This is a genomic window from Lentzea sp. NPDC037011, from assembly GCF_055607425.1.
Genome location: NZ_JBVJRT010000002.1, coordinates 77471 through 94866, shown reverse-complemented (window position 1 = coordinate 94866; position 17396 = coordinate 77471). Strand labels below are relative to the sequence as shown.

The following is a 17396-nucleotide window of genomic DNA, read 5'->3' as shown; positions in this document are numbered from 1 at the left end:
ACGGTGGGACGAAGATGACCGAACGCGCGAAGTCGCCCGAACGTCCTCCCCACCCGTTGGCCGTCGGCGACCTCCCGATCGCCTGCGGCTACCTGCGGAGGGGAGAAGGCAAGCGGGTCTCCGTGCCGCAGCTGCAAGAACGGATCATGACGCACGCCAGGGAGCTCGGCTTCGCGCTCTACCACCCGATCTTCGTCGACCTGCGCCCCGGAAGCCCGCTGGAACGCAACGCGTTCAGGGTCCTGCTCGACGTCGTGTGGGAGCTGCACATCACCACCGTGATCACGCCGAGCACCTGGCACCTCTCCCAGGACGAGGCCGAGGCCGACGAGGTGCACCGGCGGCTGACCTCCTACGGCTGCCGGGTGATCTTCATGCGCTAGCCGTCCAGCTCCCGGGCCATGCCCGTCATGAGCGCGGCGCGCAGGCGCCGGCTCAGGTCGAGCGCGTGGGACCGGAGCCGGTCGAGCTCCTCGAACCTGAGCGAGTGCGGAGGCTGTTCGTGCCGCGGCCACACCCGGCGGTGCATCCGAAGCACGTCACGGTTCAGCAGGTACACCCGTTCCCTGGTGTCGAGCAGTTCGGCAGCGAGCTCACGAGCGGCCCTGAAGTGCTTGCTCTCCGTCGCGAGCAGCCGCTGCGCCATCACCAGGGCGGGCACGTTGTGCGCGGCACGGCGGTTCTGCAGGCGTGAGATCCCGACGGCGTGGAGGAGGTCGAAGGTCGTGCTGCGCCTCCCGTCGGGCGCCAGCACCATGACCAGGTGCTGCGCCAACCGCAGCTCGTTGCCCCTGAAGCGACTGGCGCGGAGGTACCGGAAGCGCGTCCAGCTCAGCTCGACCCAGTTCTTCGGCGCCGTGAGGAACAGGTCGGTGAGGAACGTCTTGCGACGCTGCCCGCTCAGCTCGTTGAGCTGCGCCTGCATCTGTTCGAGCCACACGGGCACGTAGTGCTCCGGCATGCCGATCGCGACGAAGGTCAGCACCCAGTGACGCGTCTCGGCGTGGAGGTCGCGCACGTAGAGCCATGACCACAGGGCCAGCGCGGCGCCGCCCCACATCACCATGGCGCCCAACCCCACGACCAGCGAGGTCAGGAGCGAGAGTTCGAGAACCTGGCTCAGGGTGGTCCCGAGTGGAAGCGCTGCGAGAAGCGCCAGCCAGAAGCAGCGCTCGCCCGGCTCTTTCAAGCACTCCTCCGTTTGTCGGGAGTGCGGCGCACCCTCCAGCTCACCCCGGTATTCTCACCGAGATCATCCCGTGATGCTCTCGTTATCAGGCGACACCACTCCATCAGGGCTTCCCCTCACAGCGCTGCACCGCTGGCGGCAGGCTTCCCGACTCCTCGTCGCCTTTGGCCAGGCGTGCCAGCTCGGTCACGCGGGCGAAGGGCTCGTGCCTCTTGGAGAACACGGCCAAGAACACCCCGCTGACCGTGACCAGCGCGATGAACAGGAGCCCGGCCACTAACCAGGACATCCAGGAGGCGAGGAAGACGCTCGCGAGAGAGCCTCCGCCACCCAGTACTGCAGCCACAGGGGTGACGCGCCTGCGGCGGCCGGCCCGCTGGACAGGCGTGCGCCGAGGACGGTGCTGCGGGGACATTGAACGAAGTACCTCACGTGAAAGCCGACCGGGGAGAACAGATCAGGGCATGCGCAGCGCGCCCGCCGCAGCAAGGCGCTCACAATTGTCAGGGGTGTGCGGTAAGCCTTGAGCGGGACAACGCGCGGGACGAACGGGGGCACGCGGGCATGGACCTGTCGGCCAGGTCGGCGATGGCGGTGCGGACTCGCCGCAGCTGCGTCATGGGCAGAACCTACACCCCTATAATGATCTCTATATAGGGTCGGCGCCTCAACCACCCGATCGTGTACTGGTCGGCGTGACCACTCAACGACGCGCCGGGAATGGACGTCTACGTCTGATGGCCCGATCGCGCCGTCCGAGTGCACGTAAGGGTGTTTCCACGCACATGGCCCTGCGGCGGCTCCACAACTCGATATAGGGTGCCTCGTTGTGGGAGCACTGCGGATGACCGTCCAGACGCAGGCCGTTTTGCACGCTCTTCTGGCTGATCCGACCGCCGAGCTGTACGGCCTGGAGATCGCCGACCGCACCCACCTGATGCCCGGCACGACCTACCCGATCCTGGTTCGCCTGCTCACGGCAGGCTGGATCACCGATCGCTGGGAGGACGTCGACCCGCACGAGGAAGAACGGCCGCGGCGGCGCTACTTCAAGCTCACCGAGGACGGCGCCGAGAAAGCCCGTGAAGCGCTCCGCACCGCGGCCACGAAGGGTTTCGCGCAGTCCTTCCAGCAGGGACGCCTCGCGAACGGCCTGAGCTAGGGCCTGTGTCGAAGTCCGTGTTCGCGACAGCCGGGCCTGAGGCGGCCCCCGGGGCACGGGCGAACAGCCCACGTACAACACCGGTATGCGGGCTGTCCGCCCGCACCGCCAGGAACCACCTCAGGCGCGACTCTCATCGAACGGGACCTCGACACAGGCCCTAGGCCGCCCCGCCCACCTCACGCTTCCAGCCACGCCGTGACGTTGCCAGCCGCTCGACGAGCTGCGTGATCACCAGCGTCGTGTGGTTGATCTCCAGCAGGTAGGCGACCTCCAGCGGGGACGGCAGGCGGTCCTGCGGGCGAGCCCGGTCAGGCCGCTCCTGCTCCGCGAGGAGACCGGTGCAGCTCCTCGCCAGCCACGCGGCGTTGGTGACGATCTTCGGGTGGTGCCGCTCGCTCACGCCGCGCGCCAGCAACCACCCCCACAGCCGGAGCTTCCTCAGCTGCCTCTGGAGCTGGTGGAGCTGCTCCTCGTGCTTCGGCCAGACCGGCATCCTGGAGCGCAGCAGCGCGTTCACCCGGCCGATGCGGGGCAACATCCACACGGCGGTGAGCCAGCTGGACAGCTCGCGCAGGACGTCGAGCTTCTTCGCCACCCACGCCGCCCATGTCGCGCGCAGCAACACCAGGAACGACATCCCGATGTGCGAACGCACCGCATCACGTTGCCGCGGCGGGAGATCAGCGAGCTGTCCTTCGAAGTCCGCGATCCACGCGCGGGCCTCGCCGAGCGGCAGCAGCGGTGCGATCAGGAGGAGCCAGGCCACCTCACGCGGCTGCACCGACAGCGACCGGACGACAAGGCAGTAGCGCACCGCGTAGAGCACGGCGACCACGCCGGCCACAGCGCCGGCGCCGGCGGGAACCTGCGACGTGTGGTCGCCGCCTTCGATCAGCACCGCGTAGAGCGCAGCCGCTCTGTCATAGCCGCCATCAGCGATCGGCAGCCAGACGGTGTTCACTCGGCGGTCTTCCCATCGGCGGGCCACGAGGGGACGAACCGCGGACGGTGCTCGGCGGAGACCCACCGCCCGTAGACCGTTGCCCGGTGCAGCTGGCGCCCCGAGCGCCCGGGGGTCGCGGCCCAGCGGGTGGCGACCTGGTTCAGCCGGCGCAGGCGCACCAGGACGGGGTACAACCGCGCCGGACTGAGGGCAGCCGCCTCCGCAAGTGCTGCCGTGTCGAGCTCGAGGTCGGGTCGTGCTGTCAGGGCCCGCAGCACGCGACCGGCGTGACGCCGCCGTCGCCAGAACATGGCGGGACAGTACCGTGACCTGGGTTTCTTGTACTCTATATAGGGGCGCTGCTTCACACTAAAGAGATCAGCTGGAGCCGTTCCCCTCACCCTTTCGGTGCATGATCTGCGCGGTCTCGACGCCCGCAGTGAGCCTTTGCCGGTGGAGATGCGCCGTTCGAGTGAGCCAGCAGGCCGCGGCGAAGATCGCGAACGCTTCTCGCCGCACCGAAACTGCCGAGAGCGTGCACACGCGTCGGTGTCCGGTTGTCCGGCAAGGCCGAATGCGGGTTTCGACTGCGCGTTCTGGCCTCTATTTGTCCTCTTTTTGGCCACTGACGCCGCGCCCCGCGCTGATAATCTGCCGGAATCCGGGGGGTGACCGACAAGGTCGCGGACGGAGGATTTCGAGTTGGCTGACCGGGACGACCTGTCCCCCGTTTTCGACGTGTTCATCAGTTACGCGATCGCCGACGAGGACTTGGTCAAACCTTTTGTCACGGCTCTCAAAAGGGATGGGTTCCAGGTCTGGATCGACTATGAGCAGATGGCGGGCGGCGTTCCCGTCATGGAACAGCTGGCGGACGGGATCGCGCAGTCGGCACACATGATCGTCTGCCTGTCCGACGCCTACCTCGGACGCGACTGGACCAAGGCTGAGCTGCACATCAGCCTCGCGCGAGATCCCGGCGCGCGGGAGGTGCGAACGATTCCGGCGATCTTCCGGCCGCTGACGATGAAGGTGCCGTCGTACCTGAGCCAGCTGACCATCTGCGACCTGACCAACCGGCGCCACGACTACGACCAGCAGTACCTGCTCGTCACCAGAAGAATTCGCCGGAGGGTGGAGCCGACGAGTCCGGGGAAAGACGCGCTCGGGCAGATCTGCGCCACCCCGTTCGGTCACGTCGACCAACCGGAACGAGCGTTGTTCGAGGCGTACCGGGCCTATCGTGAGCTGTGCCAGTATTTGTACCGCCAGGAAGTCGGCGAAATTCCAGGGCACGCGGAGTTCGGCTGGATCACCGACCGGCTGATGATGCGGCGGAGCCTGCCGGCCGAGATCCGGGACGCGCTGGCGACCATGGAGGGCTACGGACGGCAGGTCGTACCCGGCTACGTCGACGGGCCGGCCGTGACGGCGGAGACGATCGAGTCCCCGCTCAAGACCCTGGCGATGCTGACGCAGTGGGTGTTCCCCGACTGGCACCGGCCGGACGAACAGGTGGCGGCCTGGGACGTCCTGCCCGCCGGTGAGGACGGAACCCGGCGGTTGCCCGGCACCGACTACCTGCTGCGCGGCCCCGCACTGGGGCGCACCACGCTCGGACCGCTCTACGGCGCGCACGACACGAGCCGCGACAAGCCGATGACGGTCGTCCTCGTCGAACCGCCACCGGCCGACGAACGCGCCTTCCGCCAGCACGTCGCCCGGTTCGCGAACGGGCGGCGGGGCGGCGTCCTGGCGCCCGACGACGGCGGCGACCTCGTGATCGCCGGTCGCCGGCTGCACTACCTCGCGATGCCCGCGATCGACGGTGTCTGGGCCGAGAACCTGGTCGAGCACGTGCGGGAGCTGCCACCCCGCGCCGCCTGCGAGCTGGCGCTGGGCGTCGCGGAGGTGCTGCGCGGACTGCACGAGGCGGATCCGCCGGTCGTGCACGGTGATGTCGTGCTCGCCAACGTGGTCGTCGGTGCGCTGGGCACCGTGGCGCTGTGTCCGGGCCGGCCGAGGACCACGACCAGGGCCGAGGACCTGAGCGCGCTCGCCGCACTGGTGGACGGTCCGCTCGCCGAGCGGCTGGCGTCCTGCACGACCGCGGTGCGGGCCTGCCGGATCCTCCGCGACGCGTGCCGCGACCTGCCGTCCGAGGACAGCCTCGGTTCGGTGTACCGGCGTTTCCGCGGCTCGACGCGAACGGCCCCGCGGCGGGACGGCCGGGCCACGCAGCTGGTGGAGACGTGCCGGATCGAGAGCCGGGCGGCCTGGCCCCTCGGCGACGGCCGGCTGGTGGTGTGGGAACGCGGCACCGACACCCTGGTCGTCCGGGAGGGCGAGCACACGGTCTGGCGGGACAGCTGTGCGGTCGTGGTGCGCCGGGTGGCCCGCGGACCGGACGGGCGGCTGGCCGTCGGCGGCTGGGACGGAGCGGTGCGCTGCTTCGCCGACGGGGCTCCCGTGGTCACCGCGCGGATGGACGGCGCGGTCGGCGACCTGTGCTTCGTCGGTGACAACCTGGTCGCGGGGTCGTGGAAGCAGCACCTGTGGCTGTTCGCGCCGGACGGCCGGCGCCACGAGCTGCTTGAGGTCAAGGCCGGGGTGCACCGCATCGCGGCGGCCGACGCCCGTGACCGGTTCGCCGTCGCCGACCTGTCCGGCGGGCTCGCCATCTACTCCGACAACCGCCGCGTCGCCAACATGCCGGCGGTCGGCTTCGTGACCGATCTCGCCTACGCGGGCACCCGGCTGGTCCTGCTCACCGGTGAGGCGCTGACGAGTCTGCGGCTGGACGGCTCGATCGGCGTGGGCGAACCGCGCCCCGGTGCGCGCGGGCTGTTGCCCGGTTCGGCAGCCGGCCAGTGCACGCTGCTGGTCGAGACGGCGGCCGGAACCGAGACGTGGCTGGTCGACGCGGCGGACCGGCAGGTGCGCGACCACGTCTTCCCCGCGGGCCACTCGCTGATCGGCACCTGCGGGGTGCCCGGCCGGTTCATCGTGTCCGATCCGGACGGTGGGTACGCCTACTGGCGCGACGGGGAGCCGCAGGCACTGTGGCCCAACGCGACCACCGCCACCATCTCGGCGAACGGCCGGTTGCTCGCCGTCTGCCGGCCCGGTGTCGTCGAGCTGTACGAGGACTTCACGTGACGGTCACGGCCACCGGCGGCAACACGAGGACATCGCTGCTGGCGGCGATCGAGGCGCTGCGCGCCCGCGACGCCACACCGGCCGTGCGGATCGCGCTGGCAGAGGCCGAGTTCCGGCTGGCCGTCGCGGAGGACACCGAACCGGCGGAGGCGATCGACCGGCTGCGCGCCGCCATCGAGCAGGACCCGTTCTGCCCCAAGCTGTTCCTGCACCTCGGTCGGTTGTTGCACAGGTCCGGCGGCGCGGTGGCCGCAGTGCCCGAGTACCGCCACGCCATCCGCCTGGCACCGAACAGCCGCCGGGTGCACCTGCTGCTCGCGCTGGCACTGCTGGACATCGGGAAGCACACCCGTGAGCTCGGCGACCGGGTGCTCGCGGGCCTGAACAGCGGCAGCCCGCAGGACCTGAAGGCCGCCGTCGCCGAGGTGGACTCGTGGCTGGAGGACCAGGGCACCCCCGGCGGTGACCGGAAGTCCCGTCGTCCCGCCCCCAACCGCGGCGTGCAGGGCGCGCCGGCCGCCTGGCGGGTCGCGCTGCACGAGCAGATCACCCGTGGCAAGACGCAGGCGAGCCAGCTTTCCGCCCTCCTGCAGGCGGGACTGCTGCGCGTGGGCGAAGCCGGTGAGGTCGGCGAGTACGCCACCGCGTGCGCGTTGCTGCTGGCGAACGGTCAGAAACCGCGTTCGGTCCGGGAGTTCGCCAAGCCCGTCATGGCCGGGCACTCGGACCACCCGGCGGTCAGGATGCTCGCCGCGGCACTGGACCTCGCCGAGGCGGGCGGTCCGGCGGCGTTCGTCACGACGGCGGCCGAGCACGTCGAGAACGGCACGCTGCCACTGGAACTGGTGTGCTGCCTGCATCTGGACCGGTACGGACCGGACCACCACAGCTCTGCCGTCGAGGCGCTCGCACTGCTGGACACCTACCCGCGGGCGCTTCGGGACTCCGACGGCTTCGACGAGCTGAGGCTGGCCGTGCTGGACGGGCACGCGCGCAAGGCGTGGGCGGCCGAACGGTTCGACGAGGCCAGGTTGTTGTGGCAGGAGGCAGGCTCGATCGACAGGTTCCGCGTCCCGGTGGCGCTCAACCTCGCGTTGCTGGCCGCCAAGACGAAGTCGGAACAGGACTACGGCCCGGCCTGGGACCGGGCGAGCGAGCTTCTCTACCTGCACGCGGCCGGCGCCGGCGACGTCCAGCTGCTGCTGGAGGAGCGCCGGTCGTTGCACTCCGCCCTGACCCAGCAGGCCCACCAGCGGCACTGCGAGCGCACCGGACTCAGGGACACACCGAGTGCCGAGGAGATCACGGCGTGGATGGCCGATCCGGACGCGCTGACCGAATGGCTGCACCAGTGGGACCTCCACTACGTCAACGCACGCCTCGGTTTCCGGTCACCGGCCCACCTGCTCGGGGTTCCCGCCGACGCCGGCCAGGAGGACCACGTGGCGGCCGAGGAGGCGTTCGTCAAGCACCTGCGGCTGGCCTTGAGCGGGCGGGACTGGGCCGGTGTCGGCGTTTTCGCGACCCTGGCCGCCGGGCAGGCCCGGCGCGCTCGCCTGTCGATCGGCGAGACCAGGGACGCCTACTACGAGCCGGAGCGCCAGGAGGCACGGTCGCTGGCCGAGCTGGCGTTGCGCCGCGGGCTGATCCTGCGGGAGATGATGAAGGAGCTGCACAGGAGACCGTCCGGTGCGCAGCTCCGGACGGGCTACGAGCTGGCACGCCGGCAGCTGGTGCTGCCCTGGCGGGCGCTGCGGCCGATCTGCGTCGCGATCGGTGCGATCGCCGACGACTTCGACCTCGTCCGGATGTTCGAACAGGACCTCGTCGCACTGGCGACCTACTGGGACACCCCGAAGCCGCGCACCGACGAGGAGTCGGCCGATCAGCTGTCCCTCTTGGACGGTTGCGTCGAGGTGGTGCCGCACGACCTGACGCTGCGGTTGATGCGGTGCCTGGCGCTGCGCGCCGTGAACCGGCATGACGACGCGTACGCGGCCGCGGTGGCAGCACTGGAGCTCCCGCCACCGCAGGACGAGGACGACAACCGGCAGGCGACGGTCGACGAGCTGGTCACCCTGGTCGACCTCATCGGCATGGAGGGCATCCCGCGGAGCCTGCCGAGCCGGGAGGCGGCGATCGCGGCGGCCCGGCGGGAGCTGGAACGGTTCCCGCGCTGCGGGCAGCTGCGGCGGGAGCTGGTGAAGCAGCTGTCGGCGACGGGCCGCGTGGCGGAGACGAACGAGGCGATCGCCCTGCTGAGCGAGGGCATCGAGCTGGCGCTGAGCGCGGGGCAACGGACCGACTTCACCGAGCGGCTCGTGGCGCTGGAGCCGGTGGCGGCGGCCGCGCCGGTCCGCGCGTCGCTCCGGCAGCTGGTGGAGCCCGCCCAGGAGGCGGCCAGTGCCGCGATCGCCGAGTACGTGCGCGACACCGGCGACGAGACGAGGAAGTCGGCGCTGACGGCCGTGCGCGTGGCCGTCGACAAGGTGACCGAAGGGCTGCGGATCGCGGAGCAGGCGGGGCTCGACGCGGAACGCGCGTCACTGGACAAGGCCCTCGCCAGGCTGCGGGAGATGGCGGCCCGGCTGGCAGGCGAGCCGGAAGACGCTGGGAGATGACGATGTTCATGATCGACCTCGGGGGTGACTCCCACTACTCGCGGCTGGGGGTGTCACCGGACGCCTCCGCAGAAGAGATCCGGCAGGCCAGGGACCGGTTGATCCGCGAGCTGCGGGAACGGGTGCGCCGCGAACCGGGGCGCAAGGACGAGCTCACCGAACGGCAGCAGCAGATCAACGGTGTCGCGGACGTGCTGGTCCGTCCGGCGAAGCGGCAGCAGTACGACAGGGGGCACGAGCACCTGCGGTTCTTCACGATCCGCTCCGCGGCCGCGCCGGTGTTCACCAGCCAGGCGGACCGGATCGACGTGCTGCACCGGGTGATCAGCGCTCATCTGCGAGCGGCCGGAGTCGAGCTCCGTCCGCTGTCCGATGTGGACCGCAGCGACTTCGCGGCCGACGTGACCCCGAACACCCTCCTCGACGACCTGATCGGACAGTGCTGATGGACACGGCGCCGGACACCGACCGCACGACCGAACCGGAGCTCAAGACCGACCCGGAACCCACGACGGCCCCAGAGCTCACGACGGCCCCGGAGCCCACGACGGACCACACCGCTGACCCGCCGGCCGGCACCGACCCCGCTGTCGAGCGGCTGGACCGGATCGGGGCGTTGCTGGAGGAGGTCGTCGACGACAACACCGCCGTCACGACGTCGATGAACCAGCTCGGCCACGCACAGCGCGCGCTGGGCGCCGACGTGCGGCGGGAGCTCGGCGAGCTGCGCCGGGACCTCGCGGCCGGCCTCGCCTACCGCACCCTCAAGGACCTGTGCGTCGAGCTGATCGGCCCGCTGGGCGCGATGGAGGCCATGCTGGACAAGGCCGACTTCACCGACCCCGAGGCCGTGTCCGGGCACGTGCGCAGTCTCGTGATCACGCTGCACGGGGTGCTGAGCCGGATGGGTGCGGAGCGCATCGCCGTCTCGCTCGGCGAGGAGGCGTTCAACCCCAACCGGCACCGCTGCGTCAGCCTGGTGGCGCCGGACGAGTCGCCGTTCCCGGACGCCCCGCCCCGCACCGTCGTGCGCGTGCTCGAAGACGGCTACCTGCTCGATCAACGCCTGCTCACGCCCGTCGCGGTGGAGGTGCAGGCCGACCGTCCCGCCGCCGGTACCGAGCCGGAAACCGGCACGACCACGGACACCGACACCGACACCGACACCGCAGAGGCATAGGAGAGTCATGCCATTCCACAAGGTCATCGGGATCGACCTGGGCACCACCTACTCCGCGGTGTCCATCTACGACGGCAAGGACACCGTCGTCATCGAGAGCGCGCTCGGCACGAAGACGGTGCCGAGCGTCGTGGGGCTCGACCCGGAGGGTCAGGTGATCGTCGGGGCGCCCGCGCAGAACAACCTGGCCAGCGACCCGGAGAACACCGTCATCGAGGTCAAGCGCGACATGGGCGCGTACCTCAGGGAGCCGACCGGGCCGGAGGACTCCGGCGAGCCCAAGCGGGTCCGGTTCCGCGGCAGGGACTACCTGCCGCAGGAGATCTCCGCGTTCATCCTGATGGAGCTCAAGCGGCAGGCCGAGGAGTTCGTCGGCGAGCCGATCCACGACGCCGTGATCACGGTGCCCGCGTACTTCCGCGAACCCCAGCGCGGCGCGACCGAGGACGCGGCCAGGATGGCCAGGCTGAACGTGCGCCGGCTGGTGAACGAGCCGACCTCCGCCGCGGTGTGCTTCGGCGCGGACAAGATCGAGGACGACCAGACCCACACCTACGCGGTGTACGACCTCGGCGGCGGCACGTTCGACGTGTCGATCATCCAGGTCAGCCCCGGCAACATCAGCGTCGTCGGCACCGGCGGCGACCCCCGGCTGGGCGGCGGCGACTTCGACGACCTCATCACCGGCTACGTGCTCAACCACATCAAGGAGAAGCACGGCACCGACCTCTCCGGCGACCGCGCGATCTGGCAGCGGGTGAAGCGGGAGGCGGAGATGCGCAAGCGCGAGCTGTCGGTCGCCAACGCCGCGACGCTCAACCTGCCGTTCCTCACCAAGGACCTGTCGGTGAACGTGCCGCTGACCAGGACCGTGTTCGAGTCGCTGATCAAGGACCTGCTCGACCGCTCGCTCACCTGCCTCGACGAGGCGATCGAGTCGGCGCGGGAGAGCAACGGCATCGAGCGCGACGAGATCGAGCAGGTGCTGCTGGTCGGCGGGTCCACCAGGATCGCGTGCATCCGCGGGATGCTCGCCGAGCACCTGGGCCTGGAGCTCAAGGACATCCGATCCGACATCAGCCCTGACGAGGTGGTCGCCCGCGGCGCGGGCATGGTCGCGCGGGACTACCCCGCCGCCGACGGCTACGAGGGCGCCGACATCGAGATGGCCCCGGTGGAGGACGAGAACGGCCTGGTGATCGGCGGGGCCTCGCCCGAGGGCGGGATGATCGTCCTGCAGGACGTCACCAGCCACACCCTGGGCATCCTGGCGAACAAGACGGACTTCGTGCCGATCCTGCCCAAGGACAGCCGGATTCCCGGCAGCGAGACGAAGGACCACTTCACCAACTCCGGTCCCGGCAAGCTGCTGATGGTCCGCATCTTCCAGGGCGAGAACCCGGTCGCCTACGAGAACGACCTGATCGGCAAGCTGCCCATCGAACTGCCCGAGTCGCGGGAACAGGGCTACTACAGGTTCGCCGTGACGTTCTCGATCGACGAGAGCGGGCTGCTGGCCGTCGGCGTGCGGAACCTGAACGACAACCGGTTGTGGGAAACCAAGCTGCAGTGCGACGTGCGGGCCACCCGCGAGCAGATCGAGAAGAGCGCGGCGCACCTGAAGGAAGCGATGGCCGGCCATCAGGGTGCCGGGCTGCCGGAACCGCCCGGTGGCACCGAGGTCGTGCCGGACGGGCTGCCGAAACCCCCTGGGGCACCAGGGGACCAGAGCGACGCCGCGGCGCTGCCCCCGCCGCCGGACGACACCCCGGCCGAGTTCAAGAGCGTGGTGAGGCGGTCGTACAAGCTGATCCCGCAGCTGCCGGAGGCGCGGCGGGCGGAGCTCACGTCGGCGTACCTGGCGCTCGTGATCGCCGTGCGCAACGGCTCCGCTGAGCTGGAGGACCTCGGCGACCAGCTCAGCGACGTCTTCTACCGGTACAGGTAACCGTGCAGGGACCACCGGGGGTCGAGATGGTGGCCGCGGTCGGCAGCACCGGCCGCGGCACCCTGTGGCGCGCGAGCAGGCGGCAGCCGGACGACCGGATCGTGCGCATCGTCGAGCCGCGGTTCGCCGACGGCGTCTTCCGGCAGGCCGTCGCCGCGCTCGCCAGGCGGCAGCCGGCCGGGATGGTCGCGATCATCGGGCACGACTGGACCCCCGACGGCTGCTACTACCTCGAGTACGCCACCGGTGACGCCTGGCTGACGCTGGCCGAGCGGCTGGCCGGGCTCGCGGACTGGCAGGACCGGGTGGTGCTGCTGGAACGGGTCTGCTCGCTGTTCTCCCGCTGGCAGCGCAGCCCGGTGCACCCGCTCGGGCTGAGCCTGCACGACATCGTGGTGGTGGCGGAGGACGACCGCTGGCTGCCGTGGTTGTTGCCCTGCCCGGAGATCACCCCGGCCACGCCGTGCGACCTGTTCGGAGTGGACACCCCGGCGGTCGCGGCGCTGGCCCCGGAGATCGTGCGCGGGCTGCGGCCGGACCACCGGGCGGTGGACTGCTACGCCCTCGGCACGGTGGTGGCGCAGGCTTTGTGCGACGACGACGTGCCGTCGTCCGTCGCCGCCGAGGACCAGGTCGAGGCACAGGCGCGCGGCATGCTGTGGCCCGCGCTGCGGTCCCGGACGCGGATACCGAGCGCGCTGGCCGCCGTTCAGGAGGGCGAGGACCTGTTCCGCGCGGTCGAGCACTACCGCCACGCCGTGCCGAGTGCCCGGCCCGCGGACGCGGAGGAGCTGCGGTCGGCGCTGGCGGCGCTGGCGGATCCGGTGTCGATCGCGACCCGGCTCCGCGACACCGATCCGCTGCTCGCGCTGGACGTCCTGCGGTGGGTGCGGGAGGACGGCGGAGCCGCGCACGTCCGCGCGGGCCTGCTCGGGGCGGAGATCGCCGCCGGCCGCGGTGACGACGAGACGGCCCTGCGCCACTTGAACGGGGTAGTCCGGTCCGCGCCGTACCGGTTCGACCTGCGCCGCCGCCGGTACGAGGCCGCGTGGCGGGTGTTCGCGGCACGACCGGCGGATCGCGCGCTGGGCGAGGTGCTCCTGGACGACATCGCCCTGCTCAAGCAGACGAACCCCGAGGACGACGACTCCGCGCTGCACCAGCGGGCCGCCGAGGTGCACCTGCTGCTCGGCGATCCGGGCGCGGCCGCACGGGAGCTCTTCACCGTGCTCGCCCGTGACCCGGGTGACCTCGACGCGCTGGTGGCGTACTGCCGCTGCTGGCTCGAACTGGACGATGTCCAGAACGCCAGGCGGACCGGGGCCGAGGCACGGCGGCGCATCGAGCGCATGGTCGACACACAGCTGCTCACGTCAGGGGAGGCACAGCAGTGGTACGAGCGGTTCGCCCGGCTGTTGTCCTGATCATCGCGGTCGTGGCCGTGCTGGTCGCGGCACCGGCCCACGGCGCTCCACAGGACCCCGTGATCGTCCTGCCCAGCGGCACCGTGCTGCCGCCCGGCCGCCACCAGGCCAGGATCGACACGGGGTCAGGGGTCGTGACGGCCGAGGTCGTCGTGCCCGGTGCCCCCGCGGTCGGCACGACCCAGCCCGCTGTCCCCAGTGGACAGCCGACGACGAACGGTTCGGCCGCGCCTTCGTCGGCCACCACCGGCCAACCGGCCGCGTCGTCATCCGGGTCGTCGTCCGAATCGTCATCGGGGTTCTGGACGACATTGCTCGCGGTTCTCGCCGTCGTCCTGCTGCTGATCGGTGTCCTGGTCGGCTACCGCAGGCTGGTCGCGCCACGCCGCCAGGTCCGCGAGTACCGCGACGCGGTGGGCATGGTCAAGCGCGGCGACCACGTGAAGGCGTTGCCCGCGCTCGAACGGCTCGAACACCGGCTGCCGGAGAAGCACCGGGCCGAGGCCGGGTTCTTCGCCGCCTTCGCACTGGTCAAGGCCGGCCTTCCGGAGGAGGCGGAGTACCGGCTGGCCGCGCTGCACCGGGAGAACCCCCGCGACGTCGACGTCGCGTACCTGCTGGCCTACCTGCGGGTGCAACGCCAAGATCACGACGGCGCGGAGCCGTTGCTGGAGGCGATCGAGGCGGCGGGCGGGATGGGCGAACCGCGGGCGCGCCGGCTCTACGGCATCGTGGAGTTCCACCGTGCGCTGGCGGCGTTGCGCGACGGCCGGGTCGACGCCGCGGCCATGTTGTTCCAGAAGGTGGAGAGGCTCGGCGACTTCGCCGACCGGGTGCCTGCCGACCTGCGCAACCAGCACGCCGTGCTGGGCGCGCAGGCGTTGTTCGACCGGGACCTGGTCGTGGCTCGCGGCCAGTTCGAGGACCTGGCGCGGGCGGCAGCGGACGCGGACCCCGAGCGGCGGGAGTCGATGCTGGCCTCGGCGAAGATCGGCCTGGCGCTGGCGGCGTGGCTGGAGCACACGGTGGCGTCGACGGGCCAGGTGGACGAGTTGCTGGAGAGCGCGGCGAAGCACCTCGACCCGGACGCGGAGACCGAGCGGGAGTGGAGTTGCGTTCCCGACGACGAGAGCGTCACGGAGCGACTGGCCGCACTGGTCGCCCGCCAGGGCAGGGCGGCCGAGATCACCGAACGCGACATCACGTTGCGCGCCGTCCACCTGCTGCGCGCCGCGGCCGTGCTGCGCCTCTGGGCGGCGGGCAAACGCACGCGCGAGGGGGACGCCAAGCGGCTGGCCGAGGTGCTCGGGCGGCTGGCGTGCGCCCGCGAGTACGACCCGGAGCTCGGTGACCCGTACCTGGTCGCCGGTCTGCTCAAGTGCTACCTGGCGACGACGGCGCGGGAACGCGACGACGGGGTCGCCCTGCTGCGGCACGCCCAGCGACTGGGCGTGCGGGAACCGGAGGTCGTGCGCATCCTCAACGAGGAGGCCCGCAGGGGCCAGGCCCGCAGGGACGCGGCCGACCGGTACCTGCAGGTGCTCGACCAGTTCATCGAGGACCCGTCGGTCCGCCACGAGGTCCGGGTCAGCCTGCTCGAACGGTTGTCGCGGTTCAGCAAGGTGCGTTCGCTGGACCGCCGGCCGGAACTGGCCAAGGCGCGCACCGTGGCGCCGACGGTGGACGAGATGAACAGCCGCACCGAGCTGCTGCGGGAACGGGTGAGCCAGCTGATGAGCGCCCAGAGCGGCAACGAGAACCTGACCGCTGCCCAGCAGCTGGTGCACAACCTGGAGGACGACAGCCGGGTGCTGGCGGAGCAGGCGCATTCCGTGGAGGCGAAGGAAGCGGACCTGCTGGTGCTCATCGGGGACTGGCTGCTCGGCGACGACGAGAGGTGACCTGATGGCGAGAAAGCACATCTCCCCCGCCGACTGCCTGGACGAGCTGCCGGAGCCGGAGCTGGAGTTCACCGACGAGGCCATGGGCGACTCGATGCGGCGGATCGAGCTGCGCCGCTCGATCCTCGCGATCGCCGAGCTGGACCACCCCGCGGAGACGGCGCTCGTGACCGCGGTGGCGAAGAACCGCAAGGAAGGCAAGGCGAAGCGACGTGGATGACAACGGCGTGGACCACGGTGAAGACGCCGGTCTCGCCTTCCAGCCAGGCGAGGACTCGGACCTGACCTTCGTCAGGAAGACGGCCGAAGCGTTCGAGCCACTCGATCTCGGCCGCCGAGGCGCGTTCGCACCGGAGCCCGAGATCGGCCGGAAGACCCGTCTCGGTGAGATCGGCGACCGGTTCGAGCCGGCCGGCGACGGCCTGTGGATCGACGCGGACGACGACCGGTTGCGCGACGACCTGGCAAAGCTCGAGGAGCACCAGGCCGACCTGAGGCTGCGCGCCCTGCTGACCAACGCGGACCGCGCGCTGCGGGCCGGCCGTGCCGGCGAGGCGTGGGAGCACGTCGAGGCGGCGTTGCGGATCGCGCCCGCCAACGTGACCGCACTCCTGCTCGGTGCCCGCTGCCACGACGCGCTCGAAGCGTTCGACAGCGCGCTCGACCTGCTGGCGACGGCACGGCAGCACGCCACCGACGCCGACGAGGTGACCGTCCTGCTGCGCCTGCGGGACGGCTGCCGGCTCAGGCTGACCAAACACGTCACCGTCCGCGCGGACGAGCTCCTGCGGGAGGGCCGCACGCCGGAGGCGGTCGAGTACACCGGGCAGCAACGGGCCAAGCACCCGGAGGTGCTCGGACTGCACTACGTCCACGGTTCGGTGCTGCTCATCGCCGACCGGCCCGCACAGGCACGCGAGGTGGTCGAGGCGGCGCTGGCCACCGCACCGGACAGCGAGATGTTCGCCGAGCTGCACCGGGTGATCCTGTCCAGGCTGTGCAAACCCCAGGTGGACCGCGCCTGCCGGTCGTTGCGGGCCGGTCAGCCCAAGGCCGCCATCGAACACCTCGAAGTCTGCGGCGAGGCACTGCACAGCGAGCCCATGCACGAGTGGCTGTGGTCCTACGCGCACGAGCGGTACGCGAAGAAGGTGCCGATCATCGGCTGGCGCCGCGCACGCCGCGCGAACGTCGTGCCGCTGGACGCGGACAGCCTCCAGGAGGTGCTCGGGCGGCTGCTGACCGAGGAGTTCACCGAGGTGATGAAGGCCTTCGAGCGCGGCGACTTCGAGGCCGCCGGCGAACACTGCGAACGCGCCGAGGCCATCGACGGGCGCTACGGCACCATCGCCTACCTGCACGCCACAGCCGAGGCCCTCGCGGCCGACAAGGCACTCAGGACGATCAACCCGCGCACGCTGACGATCGCCGAACGACATCTGTCCGCAGCCGCGCGGATCGCGCCGAAGATGGCCTTCGACCCCGAGCTGACCGCCCAGCGCGACAAACTGACGGCCAGGATCGACAGCGAGCTCGCCGAAGTGGCCCGGCTCAAGAGGTTCATCACCTGCGTGTCCCGGTTCAACGACCTGATGTCGCGCTATGAACATCAGAGCATCACGAGCCGCTACGAGCTCCAGAACGTCCGGAGCGAGCTGATCTCGATCCGGAAGGCGGCCCACAGGTCCAGGCAGGAGCACCCGCCGAACTCCCCCGCCCAGCAGACGCTGGACCGGGTGATCATCGCAGTCGACTCCAACTTGCGGTCGTTGCCGACCTGACGAAGCAAAATCGCCCATTCGCGGACGACCGCGCTCGACGTGGGCCAAAAAAGGAACCAGCGGGCTGGTTCAGACCGTCGACGCC

At 70.8% G+C, this 17396-nt stretch carries 15 protein-coding genes; 11 read left to right on the top strand and 4 right to left on the bottom strand.

The window, feature by feature from the left end:
• The first annotated feature begins 14 nt into the window (after nt 1-14).
• Nucleotides 15-383, top strand: coding sequence for a hypothetical protein (locus ACZ7CH_RS05200; protein WP_470373207.1), 369 nt, complete (start codon nt 15-17; stop codon nt 381-383).
• Here the strand turns inward: ACZ7CH_RS05200 and ACZ7CH_RS05195 are convergent.
• Complete coding sequence (locus ACZ7CH_RS05195) at nt 380-1189, bottom strand: hypothetical protein (RefSeq protein WP_360402144.1); 810 nt, start codon at nt 1187-1189, stop codon at nt 380-382. The genes ACZ7CH_RS05200 and ACZ7CH_RS05195 overlap by 4 nt on opposite strands.
• A gap of 103 nt (nt 1190-1292) precedes the next feature.
• Nucleotides 1293-1478: a hypothetical protein gene (locus tag ACZ7CH_RS05190; protein ID WP_470373206.1), complete on the bottom strand. Its 186-nt coding sequence runs from the start codon at nt 1476-1478 to the stop codon at nt 1293-1295.
• Between the two features lie 555 nt (nt 1479-2033).
• Between ACZ7CH_RS05190 and ACZ7CH_RS05185 the strand changes: the two genes are divergently transcribed.
• Entirely contained in the window at nt 2034-2351 is a 318-nt protein-coding gene (locus ACZ7CH_RS05185; protein WP_360402150.1) for a PadR family transcriptional regulator, read from the top strand.
• 160 nt (nt 2352-2511) lie between these two features.
• Here the strand turns inward: ACZ7CH_RS05185 and ACZ7CH_RS05180 are convergent, their stop codons facing one another.
• A complete protein-coding gene (locus tag ACZ7CH_RS05180; protein WP_458433519.1) occupies nt 2512-3315 on the bottom strand; it encodes a hypothetical protein in 804 nt (267 codons plus the stop codon).
• Nucleotides 3312-3608, bottom strand: coding sequence for a hypothetical protein (locus ACZ7CH_RS05175; RefSeq protein WP_360402174.1), 297 nt, complete (start codon nt 3606-3608; stop codon nt 3312-3314). The genes ACZ7CH_RS05180 and ACZ7CH_RS05175 overlap by 4 nt, the downstream gene beginning before the upstream one ends.
• Nucleotides 3609-3999: 391 nt before the next feature.
• On the opposite strand from ACZ7CH_RS05175, the gene ACZ7CH_RS05170 reads away from it, so the two are divergent.
• From ACZ7CH_RS05170 to ACZ7CH_RS05130, 9 genes are read left to right on the top strand one after another with little or no spacing between them, the layout of a single operon-like run.
• Entirely contained in the window at nt 4000-6456 is a 2457-nt protein-coding gene (locus ACZ7CH_RS05170; RefSeq protein WP_470373205.1) for a TIR domain-containing protein, read from the top strand.
• Nucleotides 6453-9077: a hypothetical protein gene (locus ACZ7CH_RS05165; protein ID WP_470373204.1), complete on the top strand. Its 2625-nt coding sequence runs from the start codon at nt 6453-6455 to the stop codon at nt 9075-9077. Before ACZ7CH_RS05170 ends, ACZ7CH_RS05165 begins: the two co-directional genes overlap by 4 nt.
• Nucleotides 9078-9079: 2 nt before the next feature.
• Nucleotides 9080-9523: a J domain-containing protein gene (locus ACZ7CH_RS05160; RefSeq protein WP_470373203.1), complete on the top strand. Its 444-nt coding sequence runs from the start codon at nt 9080-9082 to the stop codon at nt 9521-9523.
• Nucleotides 9523-10257 (top strand): nucleotide exchange factor GrpE, encoded by a 735-nt coding sequence (locus tag ACZ7CH_RS05155; RefSeq protein WP_470373202.1) that lies wholly within the window; start codon nt 9523-9525, stop codon nt 10255-10257. The genes ACZ7CH_RS05160 and ACZ7CH_RS05155 overlap by 1 nt, the downstream gene beginning before the upstream one ends.
• 7 nt (nt 10258-10264) lie before the next feature.
• Nucleotides 10265-12205, top strand: coding sequence for an Hsp70 family protein (locus ACZ7CH_RS05150; protein WP_470373201.1), 1941 nt, complete (start codon nt 10265-10267; stop codon nt 12203-12205).
• Between the two features lie 2 nt (nt 12206-12207).
• Nucleotides 12208-13629: a serine/threonine-protein kinase gene (locus tag ACZ7CH_RS05145; RefSeq protein WP_470373200.1), complete on the top strand. Its 1422-nt coding sequence runs from the start codon at nt 12208-12210 to the stop codon at nt 13627-13629.
• Entirely contained in the window at nt 13596-15530 is a 1935-nt protein-coding gene (locus ACZ7CH_RS05140) for a tetratricopeptide repeat protein (RefSeq protein WP_470373199.1), read from the top strand. Before ACZ7CH_RS05145 ends, ACZ7CH_RS05140 begins: the two co-directional genes overlap by 34 nt.
• Before the next feature lie 4 nt (nt 15531-15534).
• Nucleotides 15535-15750: a hypothetical protein gene (locus tag ACZ7CH_RS05135; protein ID WP_360398793.1), complete on the top strand. Its 216-nt coding sequence runs from the start codon at nt 15535-15537 to the stop codon at nt 15748-15750.
• Between the two features lie 7 nt (nt 15751-15757).
• Nucleotides 15758-17311, top strand: coding sequence for a tetratricopeptide repeat protein (locus ACZ7CH_RS05130; RefSeq protein ID WP_470373198.1), 1554 nt, complete (start codon nt 15758-15760; stop codon nt 17309-17311).
• The last annotated feature ends 85 nt before the right edge of the window (nt 17312-17396 follow it).